Source organism: Cellulomonas sp. McL0606, from assembly GCF_058248365.1.
In genome coordinates this window covers 1,918,348-1,932,144 of the sequence record NZ_CM177779.1, presented here as the reverse complement: position 1 = coordinate 1,932,144, position 13,797 = coordinate 1,918,348, and the positions used below count along the sequence as shown (strand labels likewise).

General features: G+C 67.8%; 14 protein-coding genes and 1 pseudogene. 6 read left to right on the top strand and 9 right to left on the bottom strand.

Annotation, left to right across the window (positions count from 1 at the left end; genetic code table 11):
- The first annotated feature begins 113 nt into the window (after positions 1 to 113).
- The gene (locus AC38ZX_RS09725; protein WP_491297122.1) at positions 114 to 776 is read left to right on the top strand and encodes a hypothetical protein; all 663 of its coding nucleotides are present in this window, start codon (positions 114 to 116) and stop codon (positions 774 to 776) included.
- Positions 777 to 1,467: 691 nt separating this feature from the next.
- On the top strand, positions 1,468 to 2,880 hold the full coding sequence (zwf, locus tag AC38ZX_RS09720) for a glucose-6-phosphate dehydrogenase (RefSeq protein ID WP_491297121.1): 1,413 nt from the start codon (positions 1,468 to 1,470) through the stop codon (positions 2,878 to 2,880).
- Between the two features lie 74 nt (positions 2,881 to 2,954).
- On the opposite strand, the gene AC38ZX_RS09715 is transcribed toward zwf, so the two are convergent.
- From AC38ZX_RS09715 to AC38ZX_RS09705, 3 genes are all read right to left on the bottom strand, one after another.
- Positions 2,955 to 3,479, bottom strand: a complete 525-nt coding sequence (locus AC38ZX_RS09715; RefSeq protein WP_426595620.1) for an SDR family NAD(P)-dependent oxidoreductase — start codon at positions 3,477 to 3,479, stop codon at positions 2,955 to 2,957.
- Positions 3,480 to 3,632: 153 nt separating this feature from the next.
- Positions 3,633 to 4,232: a TetR/AcrR family transcriptional regulator gene (locus tag AC38ZX_RS09710; protein ID WP_491297120.1), complete on the bottom strand. Its 600-nt coding sequence runs from the start codon at positions 4,230 to 4,232 to the stop codon at positions 3,633 to 3,635.
- Positions 4,233 to 4,596: 364 nt separating this feature from the next.
- On the bottom strand, positions 4,597 to 5,265 hold the full coding sequence (locus AC38ZX_RS09705; RefSeq protein WP_426595617.1) for an NADPH-dependent F420 reductase: 669 nt from the start codon (positions 5,263 to 5,265) through the stop codon (positions 4,597 to 4,599).
- A 31-nt stretch (positions 5,266 to 5,296) separates the two neighbouring features.
- Here AC38ZX_RS09705 and AC38ZX_RS09700 point away from each other — a divergent pair, with 31 nt between their 5' ends.
- Positions 5,297 to 5,728, top strand: coding sequence for a MarR family winged helix-turn-helix transcriptional regulator (locus AC38ZX_RS09700; RefSeq protein WP_491297119.1), 432 nt, complete (start codon positions 5,297 to 5,299; stop codon positions 5,726 to 5,728).
- 243 nt (positions 5,729 to 5,971) lie between these two features.
- On the opposite strand, the gene AC38ZX_RS09695 is transcribed toward AC38ZX_RS09700, so the two are convergent.
- From AC38ZX_RS09695 to AC38ZX_RS09670, 6 genes are all read right to left on the bottom strand, one after another.
- The gene (locus AC38ZX_RS09695) at positions 5,972 to 6,076 is read right to left on the bottom strand and encodes an alkyl sulfatase C-terminal domain-containing protein (protein WP_426595917.1); all 105 of its coding nucleotides are present in this window, start codon (positions 6,074 to 6,076) and stop codon (positions 5,972 to 5,974) included.
- A gap of 288 nt (positions 6,077 to 6,364) precedes the next feature.
- Positions 6,365 to 7,195 (bottom strand): SDR family NAD(P)-dependent oxidoreductase, encoded by an 831-nt coding sequence (locus AC38ZX_RS09690; protein ID WP_491297118.1) that lies wholly within the window; start codon positions 7,193 to 7,195, stop codon positions 6,365 to 6,367.
- 43 nt (positions 7,196 to 7,238) lie between these two features.
- Complete coding sequence (locus tag AC38ZX_RS09685) at positions 7,239 to 8,087, bottom strand: SDR family NAD(P)-dependent oxidoreductase (protein ID WP_426595611.1); 849 nt, start codon at positions 8,085 to 8,087, stop codon at positions 7,239 to 7,241.
- Between the two features lie 282 nt (positions 8,088 to 8,369).
- The gene (locus tag AC38ZX_RS09680; RefSeq protein WP_491297353.1) at positions 8,370 to 8,681 is read right to left on the bottom strand and encodes an alkyl sulfatase C-terminal domain-containing protein; all 312 of its coding nucleotides are present in this window, start codon (positions 8,679 to 8,681) and stop codon (positions 8,370 to 8,372) included.
- The gene (locus AC38ZX_RS09675) at positions 8,576 to 10,267 is read right to left on the bottom strand and encodes an alkyl/aryl-sulfatase (RefSeq protein WP_491297117.1); all 1,692 of its coding nucleotides are present in this window, start codon (positions 10,265 to 10,267) and stop codon (positions 8,576 to 8,578) included. The genes AC38ZX_RS09680 and AC38ZX_RS09675 overlap by 106 nt, the downstream gene beginning before the upstream one ends.
- Before the next feature lie 173 nt (positions 10,268 to 10,440).
- On the bottom strand, positions 10,441 to 11,106 hold the full coding sequence (locus AC38ZX_RS09670; protein ID WP_491297115.1) for a TetR/AcrR family transcriptional regulator: 666 nt from the start codon (positions 11,104 to 11,106) through the stop codon (positions 10,441 to 10,443).
- Positions 11,107 to 11,206: 100 nt separating this feature from the next.
- On the opposite strand from AC38ZX_RS09670, the gene AC38ZX_RS09665 reads away from it, so the two are divergent.
- From AC38ZX_RS09665 to AC38ZX_RS09655, 3 genes and pseudogenes are all read left to right on the top strand, one after another.
- Positions 11,207 to 12,118: an ABC transporter ATP-binding protein gene (locus tag AC38ZX_RS09665; protein WP_491297114.1), complete on the top strand. Its 912-nt coding sequence runs from the start codon at positions 11,207 to 11,209 to the stop codon at positions 12,116 to 12,118.
- Positions 12,115 to 13,098: pseudogene (locus tag AC38ZX_RS09660) on the top strand (efflux permease Rv1217c-related protein); the annotation flags it as partial. The gene AC38ZX_RS09665 and the pseudogene AC38ZX_RS09660, both read left to right, overlap by 4 nt.
- 112 nt (positions 13,099 to 13,210) lie before the next feature.
- Positions 13,211 to 13,753 (top strand): efflux permease Rv1217c-related protein, encoded by a 543-nt coding sequence (locus AC38ZX_RS09655; RefSeq protein ID WP_491297113.1) that lies wholly within the window; start codon positions 13,211 to 13,213, stop codon positions 13,751 to 13,753.
- The last annotated feature ends 44 nt before the right edge of the window (positions 13,754 to 13,797 follow it).

Below are 13,797 nucleotides of genomic sequence, written 5' to 3'. Positions count from 1 at the left end.
GTCCGCGGCGGCCTAGTTCACGTGTGGCTTGGCCCCCGACCTCGCTGGCCCAGGCGAGTGCCCTCCCCCGGGGATTGTTGCCCTCAATGCGTCGGACCTGTTCGATGTGCGCCATGACGTCTCACGAAGTAGCGGCCGCCCTGCCGGAAATCCACGTCCTGCGCGACCGGTGCCGTGCGCTGGCAACCCTCGAGGCGATCCTCAGCCCGGACTGGGAGGACCGCTACTATTCCTTCGACTCTCATTGGGCGCCCGGCGAAGAGATGGCCTCGATGCGCAACGGTTCGGGCGACTCGTGGTCGATCGTGTTCACCCCTGATGGTGTGTTCGTCCGTGGTTTCGATCACGAGTCTCCGATGAGCCCAGCGGCCAACGGCGGCGTTCTGTGGCCAGGTCTGATCGAGGGCATCCCCGACGTGTTCTTGCCCTGCATCAACGAGCCGGCATTCAGCTCGGACGGCGTGCCCGACGCGACTGCGTGCATCTGGCGTCGCGCCCTGGACATCGAGTGGCACGTCGGGGTGCCGGACCGTCCAGACGGAGACGATCCGGACGGTGCCGACTGGCTCTTTGCCATCCTCCTTGACGGCACCGCGACCTCGTATCGAGAGTTCGCCGAGGACTACTACGAGGTCGACCTCGACGAGAATCCGGTCGACGCGGTCTTCGCGTTGCAGCCGCTGACCGACGAACTCGTGCAGCGACTCAACCCGGACATGACGCTCGATGAGCTTGGCGACGATCTCGCGGAAATCGGCTACCCCAGCGCGATCTGATCTGTCCTCCGAGTGGCGGACACCGCACACACGAACTCTTCGAGCTGCTTCGACGCCCGGCGACCGTTCATCGCTGCCACGTGCGTCCCTTGGACGCACGGGCCTCACGGGAATGAACGTAGATGAATCAAGAAGCATCGTAATTCTGCATCAACGAGGCGCAGTTCGCGTTTCTGCAGGTCAGACGGCCGCGGCCAGCGGATTCGAATCCCACTCGGGGCACCCATCTGACCTGCAAGAACGTCATGGCGTGTCATAGACGTGTCATAGGGCCCCGCGCGGCCATCGGTTGGCGCCGCACTTGTGCGCCGAGTGTCGTTGGGTGATGCGCTGCTCTTAGGCCGCGTTACTTCGTGCCAGCTCGTCGGCGACGGACGGTCCGCAATTCCCTTCCGTCAGGCGCCTGCATCGTCCGCCCGGGCCCGTACCCGCTGGCGCCGTGCCCCGACACCATCAGGTCGGGCGCGAGCCGCTCCATCGACTCCGAGTCCTCAGGCTCCAAGAGCAGGACTTGTTCCCCTGTACCGCGCCGCCAGAGGCAGGTCTCGTGCACGGGTTTGGCTACCGACATCGACGCACAGCTCCGGCGGCCGTGACAACTCTGTCCAGCCGTAGTGGCGCGGGGATCCGTCCGGATCGTCGCCTCGCTGGACATTTGCGCAACGAAACAGACACGCGCACTATTCAACACATGCTGAGTGAGGCCTCCAAAGCCCTCGCGCCGCACGTCATCGTCCTCTTCGGAGCACGAGGCGACCTGGCGGCCCGCAAACTGTTCCCCGGCCTGTACCGGCTGGCTGCAGCGAACTGGCTTCCGGACCAGCTTGCGATCGTCGGTTCCGGTCGACACGGGCCCGCGTCCGACGATGCGTTCCGCCAGTCGGTGGGAGAAGCGATCAGCCGGTTCGTCGACCACGTCGATGACACCGTGGTCCGCCGGTTGCTCGCGCAGATCTCGTTCTGCGCGTCGTCGGACGACGACGGTGCTGCGCTGGCTGCGGCCGTGCGGGACGCGGAATCGCGGCTGGCGGCGGGAACGAACGTGCAGAGGCTGATCTACCTCTCCGTTCCGCCTACCGCGACGAGGGGGCTGGTCGGGATGCTCGGACGCGAAGGGCTCACGGAGCGGGCCCGGATCGTGGTGGAGAAGCCATTCGGGCTGGACCTGGCCACCTCCCGCGAGCTCCAACACGCGCTGGAGGCGGTCGCCGGTGAGGAGCAGGTGTTCCGCATCGATCACTTTCTTGGCAAGGAGGCCGTGCAGAACGTCCTTGCGTTGCGCTTCGCCAACCGGCTGTTCGAGGCAGCCTGGGACCGACACAGCGTCGCGTCGGTGCAGATCGACGTGCCGGAGACGCTCGGGCTGGAAGGGCGCGCGAGTTTCTACGAGAAGACCGGGTGCCTCCGCGACATGATCTCCACGCACTTGTGTCAACTTCTGGGCTTCCTGGCGATCGAGCGACCGAGCGTCCTGCAGACGGACGAACTACGCGCAGCGAAGGTCGCAGCCTTCTCAGCACTGCGACCGATCGACCCCGCACGGGCTGTTTTCGGACAGTACGAGGGATACCGCTCAGAGCACGGAGTTGCTCCGGAGTCCATGACCGAGACGTTCGTCGCGCTCGAGGCGTGGATCGACAACGACCGATGGCAAGGCGTGCCGTTCTTCCTCCGGACCGGCAAGGCGCTCGCCGAAGGCCGCAGCGTCGTCACGGTGAGCTACCGCGAGCCGTTCCATCCCCAGCTTCGCGCGCGCATCCCGCACGACCTGGTGCTTGAGCTGACCGATGAGCCGCACATCAGCGTCGAAATCCGTGCCAAACGCCCGGGCCCAGGTCTCGAGGTCGCGCCGGCGACGTTGCAGCTCGATTTCGCGGACGACTTCCCGTCTGACGAACCCCTCGAAGCGTACGAGCGGCTGCTCCTCGACGTGATGCGCGGAGACCAGCTCCTGTTCAGTCACGCCGACGAGGTCGACCTTCTCTGGCAGGCGTGCCAGCCACTGCTTGACTCTCCGCCCTCGCCGCACACGTACGAGCGCGGGTCGTGGGGCCCAGCGGCCGCCCTTGACCTGCCAGTCGATGGCTGGCATCTGGGCGGCTGACGGCTTGGCTGCTGCGACACCGGCGGGCTTCGGCTTCCCCTCGGCCGCGGAACCACGATCTTGGTCTTGGGTTGCTAGGCCTTCGCGTCGGTCAGGTGCGCGGCGAGCCCGTTGAGCCGGTCGTTGGTCAGGTACGGCGCGGCGGAGAACCAGCCGCCGTCGACGACGACGTCGTTGCCCGTGATGTAGGCAGATTCATCGCAAGCCAAGAACAGTGCTGCGGTAGCGATCTCTTCAGCTTTGCCGCTGCGACGCAGCATCACCGAATGATCCATCGTCTGCCGTTGCATCTCGGCAACTGCGGGGTTCGACTTCATCGCCGCGGTGAGGTCCGTGTCGATCCAACCTGGCAGGGCGTCGGCCTTTTCCTGGATCTGGGCGATGGCCGCGTCCCACTGCTCCTGCTCGACGATGTCGAGCTCAAGGAAGTGTGCGTTGCCGTCTGCGTCATTGATCTCCGCTGCTAGCGCTTCGCCGCGGTCACCGTTGCGCCCCGAGACTAAGACTGTCGTGCCTTCTCGAGCGGACAATCGCGACGACGCCCGGCCCATACCGCCGTAGCCGCCGGTGATCAGAGCCACCTTGTTCTCGAGCCTCATCTTCGACAGCTTCTCGGGGCATGAGCCGGACTGGGCGACGCCTAAGCTCGGGCACATCTGAGTGTCATGACGCGCTTCGCCGCCACAGCGACACTATGACCGGTTTGCAGGTTATTCAACCGGTGCTGAAGCACCACGTGAGGGCTGGTCGGTTCACTTCTCGTCGAGGTCGTCACTCAGGTAGTGGTCGATCACAGGTGCTACGGCATCAACCAGTACATCCAACTCGACCGCGGCCAGCGCCGTGATCTTGAACAGGTAGCGGGCTTGCAGCAGGCCGTTGAGCTGGGCAGCGACGAGCGCGGCGCGCAGCTCGCGGTCGTCCTCGCGGATCACCTGGGAAACCAGGTCGAGAACGAACGTCGTGTGCAGATCGCGGAGCCTGTGCAGTGCGTCATCGCGTGAGAGTGCGGCGCGGGTCATCGCCAGGGCCAGCTCGCGAACCGCGACGTCCGCGTCCCAGAGCCGTAGGGCTGTCTCGACGACTGCCCGCCCCGGTGTGGGCTCGTCGATCGCGATCGCCTGACGGACCCGCTCGGCTGTCGGCGGAACGGCAAGAACCGCATCGAGGAGCCCGGCCTTGCTCTCGAAGTAGTGGTAGATCAATGCAACGTCGACTCCGGCGTCACCGGCCACGGCGCGCACGGTAGTGCGCTCGAAGCCGCGCGACGCGAACTGAGAGCGGGCGGCGGCGAGTATCGCCACTCGGGCGTCGCGGCCGCCGCTTGCGGGCCGACCCGGATGAGACTTCACGGCCACCATCCTGCCCCGCACCCCGCGCATCGGGAGGGTAGTGCTGGAGCGGGTTCACTCGACACTCCGTCAGCCTCGAGCACAGAACGTGGAGGCCCGATGGCGACGCGTCACTCATCGACGGCGTCACCCAAGCCGAACAAGGTGACGCCGCCGGTCACTCGCACGGGCTTCTCACGTGTGAAGTGTGCGTCGCCGCCGTCACTCGGCAGCCCGAGGGTGTGGAGTGCGGCCACCCGCCGAATCGGCAAGGACGGACTTGGCTCACCAATGAGGACGGCTGCGCCCCTGGCGTCGGCTGATCGCTTGCCCCTAACGGTCGGCGTGGCGGTGGCTCCTGCGACAGGAGCCACCGCCGCAGGCGTCAGCGGCTGATGGTGATGCTGAATGCAGGGGTCTGCAGTGCCATGAAGGTGGCGAAGAACAACGGGGCTGCGTGCTCGGTGCCGGTTGCGGTGACGACACCGCCGAGGTCGAGGATCTGCTCGTTGTTCCAGCCGAGGTCGCTCAGCAGGGTAGTGACGTCGCCCTTGGCGGCCTCGTCGTCGCCGCTGAGGAACACCGTGGCGTTGGGGACGGTGTTCAGCGGGTCGACCATCACGAGGACGTTCATGGTGTTGAGGGTCTTCACGACCCGGGCTCGCGGGAACCGGGCCTGGACGAGGCGAGCGACGCTGTCATTCGGGTACGCCAGGCTCATGTCGGCGTTGATCGCGACGGACGGGTCGAGGACGATCTTGTCTCCGATGACGTCCTCGCCGATCGCTTCGAGCGTCGGCAGGACCGCGAGGCCGGGGATCGCCGTGATGACGAGGTCGGCGGAGGCCACGGCTTCGGCCTGTGCGACAGCGCCAGGGTGAGCCTCCGGGGTGCGCGACCCGAAGGTCACGTGGTGGCCGGCCTGGCGGAGCCGGGTGCCGAGTGCGGTGCCGACGTTGCCGGTGCCAAGGATCGCGATACGCATGATGCTCCTCAAGTTACTTCGAATCTGAACAACACTGAGACTATGCGATACTTCGAATCCGAACAACATGGGAGGTGGGAGTGTGTCCGAGCAGACACGGTTGCGCGCATTCACAGCGTTGCTGTCGGCCGCGACGCTCGTCTCGCGCGTCGTCGACCAGGACCTGCGTGACCGCGCCGGAATCACGCACGCGCAGTTCGAGATCCTGGCCCGGCTCTCCGACGGCGGCATGCGCATGACGGACCTCGCGCGCGGGCTCATCCTGAGTCGCAGCGGTGCGACGTACCGGATCCAGCAACTCGTCGCCGCCGGCTACGTCGCCCGAGCGGACGACCCGAGCGACGACCGCGGCGTGATCGCCTCGTTGACCCAGGCCGGGCACGACGTCCTGGCTGCGGCGACTCCTGGGCATCGTGATCTTGTGCAGGAGGTCATGTTCGACGTCCTGACGGACAGCCAGCTCGAGACGATGTCCGCTGCCCTCGAGGCCGTGATCGCTCAGATCGAGCCGTCACCGCATCCTTCGCGCTGACGTCCCTGCGGCGACCGCCCGGCGAGGGGCGACACCGTCCTCGCACTCTCCGGGAGTATGGCCGGGACACCGTCCCGCTCCGCCCTCAGGGCGTGACGATCGGGGACAGGGGGTCGAACTCGTCGAGGCATGCGGCGAGAGTCACGAGGACTGATGGGTCGCCGTCGTGCGCGACCTGACCGGCCGTTCAGCAAGTCGAGGCTATAGGACGCCCCGTCCCACATGGCGGCGCGCCGCTTCAAGCTAGGGCGTGACGAGGTTGAAGGCGGGGTCGAAGTCCTCGACGACGGAGGCGAAGGTCTCGATCGCGGCGAGGTCGCCTTCGGTATGCAGGGCGCCCGAGCCGATGATCGCGGCGGCCTTGGTGGGCTGCAGGAGGATGCCGACGATCGCCTGCTTGGGTCAGCCACGCCGACGAGGTCGACCTGCTGTGGCAGGCGTGCCAGCCGCTGCTGGACGCGCCACCTCCGCTGCAGGCCTACGAGCGTGGGTCGTAGGGACCGCAGGCCGCCCTCGACCTGCCCTCTGACGGGTGGCGGCTCGGCGCGAGCTGACGCATCGCCCCGGATGCGGGTACGAGAAAGGCGGGCCCCGGCCGTCCCCTCACCCCCGAAGCCCGCCCGCCCGATCGACCGACTACGCCTTGCCGGCTCCCAGGCTCGCCGCGAGGGCGTTCGTCCGGTCGTTGGTCAGGTACGGCGCAGCGGAGAACCACCCGCCGTCGACCACGAGGTCGTTGCCCGTGATGTACGACGACTCATCGCACGCCAGGAACAGGGCCGCCGTGGCGATCTCCGTGGCCTTTCCGCTGCGGCGCAGCATGACCGAGCGGTCCATCGTCTGCTTCTGCATCTCTTCGACGGCCGGGTTCCCGCGCATCGCAGCCGTCAGGTCGGTGTCGATCCATCCAGGCTGGATCACGTTCGACCTGATGCCCCAGTCGGCGTAGACGTAGGCCGCCGACCGCGACAGGCCCTCCAGGCCCCACTTCGAGGCGGAGTACGCCGTCGAGAACGCACCGGTCATGCCGCCGACCGAGCCGATGTTCACGATCGACCCACCCCCGGACTCCTTGATCAGCGGTGCGCAGGTCTGGATGCCGCGCAGCGTGCCGACGAGGTTGACCTCGAAGACCCGGTTCCACTCCTGCAGGTCGATCGCCGGGAACGCGCTGAGGGCGTTCGATCCGACGATGTTCAGCAGGACGTGCAGCGCCCCCGCCTTCTCCTGCACCTCAGCCACCGCGGCGTCCCACTGGTCCTGCTCGACGGTGTCGAGCTCGACGAAGTATGCGGTTCCGCCCGCGCCGTTGATCTCCTCGACGAGCGCGTCGCCGCGCTCCTTCGTGCGACCCGCCACGAAGACGGTCGCGCCTTCGTTGGCGAACAACCGCGACGACGCGCGACCCATGCCGCCGTACCCACCCGTGATCAGTGCGACCTTGCCCTGCAGCCTGTTCTCGCCCATCTCGTCCTCCGCCTCGATGCTCGTGTGCGATTCGTCGTGCAGGTCAGTGCCAGCGGTGCAGGAGCTCTTCGATGTGCTCCTTCTTGTCCATCGTCGAGAGCAGGTGGTGCGACCGCTCGTTCGACAGGTACGGGGCGCACGAGAACCAGCCGCCGTCGACGACGATGTCGGTGCCGGTCACGTAGGACGAGTCGTCGCACGCCAGGAACAGGGCGGCGTTGGCGATGTCCTCACCGACGCCGCTGCGCCGCAGCAGCACGGTCGTCTTGAGCATCTTGCTCTGCATCTTCTTGACCAGCTTGTTCGACTTCATCGACGCCGTCAGGTCGGTGTCGATCCAGCCGGGCTGGATCACGTTCGAGCGGATCCCCCAGTCCGCGTACACGTAGGCCGCGGACCGCGACACCCCTTCCAGCGCCCACTTCGAGGAGGAGTACCCGGAGCCGAAGTTGCCCGTCATGCCTGCCACGGACCCGATGTTGACGATCGAGCCACCGCCCGAGTCACGGATCAAGGGCGCGCAGGTCTGGATACCCCGCGCTGTGCCGGTCACGTTGATCTCGAACATCTTGCGCCACTCGTCGACGTCGATCTTCGGGAACCGGACGAGCGCGTTGGATCCGACGATGTTGAGCAGGACGTGCAGCGCGCCGGCCCGCTCCTGGATCTGGGCGACAGCCGCCTCCCACTGCTCCTGGTTCACGATGTCGAGCTCGAGGAAGTTCGCCGTACCGCCCGAGTCGTTGATCTCGGAGACGAGCGCCGCACCGCGCTCGGCGTTGCGGCCGGAGACGAAGACCGTCGCACCCTCCCGCGCGAACAGCCGCGCAGACGCCCGGCCCATCCCCCCGTAGCCGCCGGTGATCAACGCAACCTTGTTCTCGAGCCTCATCTTCGACACCTCTCGGACGTGAGCCGGACCGGAAGGCGTCGGGACGACCGTGGTGTGCGGGCCGCGGCATGAAGACCGGCGCCATGGCGACACTATGACCGGTTTGAGGGTTATTCAACCGGTGCTGAATGAACGCCGGGTGTGAGCGGGGACGTCACGCGCCCACACTGGTCAGGTCTTCGCGCAGGCAAGCTCGCGCTCACTTTCCAGGACCGCGCATGACCGCCCGGACCGGGATGGCAAGGGACTTACCGGACCAGAGTCTCAGTCGAGCCGCGACCCTTAGGGCGTGACGATCGGGAACAGGGGGTCGAACTCGTCGAGGCATGCGGCGAGTGTCACGAGGACCGATGGGTCGCCGTCGAGCGTGACCTGACCGGCCGCGACCAGGCGTTCGGCCAGCCGAGGCTGCAGGACGACCCCGACGACCGCCGCCTTGACGCCGGACACGGTGACGGCCGCGGCTGTCGACGCGCCCCGGCGGGCGTTCATGACTCCCCGAGCCACGTGCACGTTCCACGTCTCGCCCAGGTCGGTGAACGTGAAGTCGACCCGGACGTCGACGTCGGCGGCCGCGGAGCCGATGACGTGCACGGCCGCGAAGTCGAACAGGATCTCGAGCGGCATCGACAGGATCGTGTCCGGGCTGACCGTGCTGAACGGTGCGGGTGCGATGCCGTCGCGGAGCTCTTCGCGGCGCTCAGGAAGATCCCCCGCCACTGCGGCCCCTCGACCTGGTAGCCCATCTGCTCGTAGGCGTCGGCCTGCAGCTGCCTGGCCTCCAGGTCGTCGGGATCGGCGAAGACGAGGTGGTGCACGATCTGCACGACCCACCGGTAGTCGGCGGCGTCGAACGCGCGTCGGCCCTCGGCCAGGATCCCGTCACGGCCCAGCAGGTCCAGATACCTCGTGGCCGTGTCGACCGGGGTGTGCGGGTGCAGCGAGACGGGGTCGCCATCCCAGGTGCCCAGCTCCTTGGTGAACACCGCGCGGACGTCGTGGTGCAAGGTCCCGTGGTACCCGCGGTTGAACCACTGCCGACGCAGCTCCTCGGGCAGCTCGATCTCCTCGGCAGCCTCGAGCGGCGTGAGCCCCTTGTTCGCCAGTCGCAGCGACTGGTCGTGGATGAACTTGTAGGTGTCCCGCTGCGACTCCAGGAAGCCCGTCACCACCTCGTTGCCCCACACCGGCCACGTGTGCGGGCCGTAGTTCACCTCGACGTCATCGCCCCACCGTTCGAGGGTCTCGTCGAGGTAGCGCGCGAAGTTGCGGGCGTCGCGCGTGCGGGCGCCGCGGAGTGTCTGGATGTTGTGCAGCGAGTGGTTGGCGTTCTCTGCGCAGGTCAGGGCCTTGAGCTGGGGGATCCAGATGTGCATCTCCTCGGGCGCCTCGGTGTCGGGTGCGTAGAGGAACTCGAACTCGAGGCCGGCGATCTCCCGGCGGGTACCCGTCTCGGTGATGAGGTCCGTCGGGGACAGGTAGGAGATGGTGGGTGACCGGGTGGACAGAACGCCGATCCCGCAGGTCACGTGCCCGTGCGGTCCGAGGTCCAGCAGGCCGCCGAACGCGTAGGACGCACGCCGCGACATCGCGTTGCCGGCCACCACGTTCTCGCCGATCGCGAACTTCTCGAACTGGTGCCCCGGCGCCAGGATCGCGACCTCGCCCGAGGCCACGTCGGCAGGGTCGACGACACCCTTGACACCGCCGTAGTGGTCGATGTGGGTGTGCGTGTAGATCACGGCGGCGACGGGCTTGTCGCTGACGTGCTCGCGGATCAGGTCCATCGCCTGGGCGGCGCTCTCGACGCTGGACGTGCAGTCGATGACGACCAGCCCGTCCTCGCCCTCCACGACGGTCAGGTCGCCGATGTCGTTGTTGCGGACCTGATAGAGCCCGTCGACGACGCGATACAGCCCACCCCGGCGGATCACCTGCGACTGGCGCCACAGGCTCGGGTTGACCGAGTCGGGCGCCGGGTCGTCGTCGTGGATGTAGTCGAGCCAGGCGGGGTCGAAGATCACGTGCCCGTCCGCGCCCCGCGTCGGGCCCGGCAGCGGCGCCATGAACCCTCGGTCGGCGTCTGCGAAGTCCTGCCGGTCCTCCATCGCGTACAAGGACACCGCGGCACGGTTGGCCTCGATCGTCGCCGGGGTCGCGCCCTTCGGGGGTGTCGCCACGTGCCATCTCCTCGTCCGTGGGTCACCACCGCGAGCGCCGCAGCAACCTCTCGTGCACTGATCTGACTCCGGTCATCCCGAGGCTAGGGCTCCCGCTCCACGCCCGCGACCGCCCGGTGCCGACGACGACAGCACGCGTGCAGGGCCGTCAGATTCTCGTGCGGCGGTTGGGTTCATGGGGGCATCTTGCGGACTTTGGCGCCGCGGAAGCTTCCACGACAACCGTCGAGGTCGGCAGACAAAGTCAGCCGGTGAGGTATCGCTGGATGGTCGGGGCGATCTCGTCGACGAGCTCCTCGTGCGAGAGCTCGACGATCGGGGCGAAGCTTGATGACGTGACGGGTCATGGCGACGCCGAACAGGTGGGAGCCGGCCAGGGCAACGCGGCGCGTCCGGTCCGCGTCGAACCCGGCCGCTCGGGTGTCGCCGCCGAGGACGTCACGCAGCATCTGAGCGGCGCGGTCGGACGTGGTCGCGGAGCGCACCAGGGCGAGCAGGATGGGCCGGGTGCCGGACTCGTCCCAGAGCCGTAGATATGCGTCGGTGACGGCTCGGCCCGCAGTGGACAGGTCCGTGCCGACCGCTGCGGCGATGCGCTCAGGGATCGTCGTCCGATCGGCGACGGCCTTCGCGAACAGGGCGTCCTTGTCGCCGAAGAAGTGCCTGATCAGGCCTGGGTCGACCTCGGCACGCCCGGCGATCGCTCGAAGCGAGGCACCGTCGTAGCCACGCTCGGCGAACAACGCGAGGGCCGCGTCGAGGATCGCCTCACGAGTCCCGCTCTCTCCTGGGCGCCTGCCGCCGGGATTCTTCTGCATTGCCGTGGCATCGATCGCCATGTCCGGGATCGTACTCTCCGGTTGCAGAGTTCCGCATTTGTAGAGTTTGCTGGTCCTGCGGCGCGATCGTTCCGCGCACCCGAGATCGTGGAGTGTGGCCATGAGTGCCGACGACGCAGTGATCGACATCCAGGGCCTGCTGAAGTCCTTCGGCAGCTTTCAGGCGCTCAAAGGTCTCGACCTGCAGGTCGCCCGGGGCGAGGTGCACGGGTTCCTGGGGCCGAACGGGGCGGGCAAGTCGACCACGATCCGGGTGCTGCTCGGACTGCTGCGCGCCAACGGCGGCACGGTCCGGCTGCTCGGCGGCGACCCGTGGACCGACGTCGTCGCGCTGCACCGTCGGCTCGCCTACGTCCCGGGCGATGTCTCGCTGTGGCCCGGGATGACCGGCGGCGAGGCTATCGACCTGCTCGGGTCGCTGCGCGGCGGGATCGACGAGCCTCGCCGCGCCGAGCTGGTCGAGCGGTTCGAGCTCGACCCGACCAAACGTGGACGGCAGTACTCCAAGGGCAACCGGCAGAAGGTCGCGATCGTCGCCGCGCTGGCCTCCGACGTCGAGCTGCTGATCCTCGACGAGCCGACCTCCGGGCTCGACCCCCTGATGGAGAACGTGTTCCAGGAGGTCATCGGCGAGGCCAAGGCCCGGGGAGTCACGGTGCTGCTCTCGAGCCACATCCTGGCCGAGCTGGAAAGCCTCGCCGACCGGTTGAGCATCATCCGCGACGGGAAGATCGTGCAGTCCGGCACCCTGAACGAGCTGCGAGGCCAGACCCACACCACGATCCACGCCACGCTCGAGCGGATCCCCGACCCGGCGGACCTGACGGTGTTCCACGGCGTCCACCTGGACGGCGACAAGTTCTCCGCCACCGTCGAATCGGCGCGCATCGGGGAGGCCATGGATCTGCTCACGCCAGCCGGGTTCACCTCGCTGACCGTCGAGCCGCCGTCGCTCGAGAGCCTGTTCCTGAGCCTGTACGGCGACGAGCCCGCGGCGGGGGCCACCCGATGAGTACGGCGACGGCCCATCCCTCGCACGCGGCACCCGCCGCCCGCAGCTCGACGATGACCGGCACCCGCCCTCTGCTCCGAGCCTCCCTCAAGCACGACGGCCGCCTGCTGCTGCCCTGGGTCGTGATCGCCACCGCACTGTCCGCGTCGTCGGTGATCTTCTACCCGATCGTCTTCCCCGACCAGCAGTCCCGCGCCACCCTCTCCGCGGCGATCAGTGCCAACCCCGCACTCGGCCTGATCTTCGGACCCGCGTACGACCTGTCGACGGCCGACGGGTTCAACGCCTGGCGCTCGCTCGCACTCGGCGGGTTCCTCGCCGCGCTCGGCGCGATCTTCGCGGTCACCCGCGCCACCCGCGCCCAGGAAGACTCCGGGCAGGCCGAGCTGCTGGCGTCCGGGGTCCTCGGCCGAGGCAGCCGCCTGCTGACCGGGGTCGCCATGTCGATCATCGGGTCGTTGCTCCTGGGCGTCGTCGCCGGCGTGGTCACCGCCCTGTGCGGTGGCGACTGGAACGCGTCGATGCTGCTCGGCGCCACCTTCACCGCCACCGGCTGGATGTTCGGCGCCGTGGCCGCGATCACCGCACAGATCGGGTCGGACTCCCGCACGTCGAACTCGATGGCCGTCGCCGTCCTGGGCACGCTGTTCCTGCTCTGCGGCTTCTGCTACTCGATCGAAGCACCGTCCTGGACCATCTGGATCAACCCGCTCGGCTGGATGCACGAGACCCGCCCGGCCGCAGGAAACAACTGGGCACCACTGCTGCTCGCCGTGGTTCTCACGATCGCCCTGGTCGCCGTCGCGTTCGCGTTGCAGGCGCGACGCGACTTCGGCCAGGGCACGATCGCACCCAAGCCCGGCCCCGCCCGCGGGACGACGCTGGGCACCTGGCGACTGGCGCTGCGCATCAACAAGGGACCGTTCTTCACCTGGGTCATCGCGTTCATCGCCCTCGGCTTCGTCTTCGGCTACTTCACCACCTCGATCAGCGACATCCTCGGATCCGACCCGACCGTCCAACAGATCCTCGCCTCAGGCGCCACCACACCCGCAGAAGCTCGCGGGCGCGTTCGCCACCACCATCCTGAGCATGGTCGGCATCATCGCGGCCATCTCCGGGGTCCAGGTGATGCTCAAGGTCCGCGCCGAGGAGATGGAGGACCGCGTCGAGCCGCTCATGGCCGGGTCCGTCGCCCGTGCCCGGTACTACGGCAGCAACGTGCTGGTGGCCCTGATCTACCCGACGATCTTCATCTTGATCGCCGGGACCCTGATCGCTCTGCTTGCGTCGGGTGCCGACCTAGGCGTCAGCTTCAGTGACGTCTTCCTCCAGGCCGTCGCCACCGTCCCGGCGATGTGGACCGTCGTGGCCGTCGCGGTCGCCGTCGTGGGCGCCCGCCCGAAGGTGAGCATCGCCGCGTGGCTCGGCGTCCTGGCCTCGTTCGTCCTGACGATCCTCGGACCGACCTTTGGTCTCGACGACTGGGTGCTCGGCATCAGCCCGTTCTGGCACGTGCCCAACGCGTCCGCCGCCAACCCGGACTGGTCCGGTCTCGGGTGGATCAGCTTGTTCACGCTCGGGTTCCTGCTCGTCGGGTTCGCCGGGTTCCGCCGGCGCGACCTCGCTCGCTGAGCGACACAGATCGCTCCGGAGAGTTGCGCGCACTCGGAAGGATC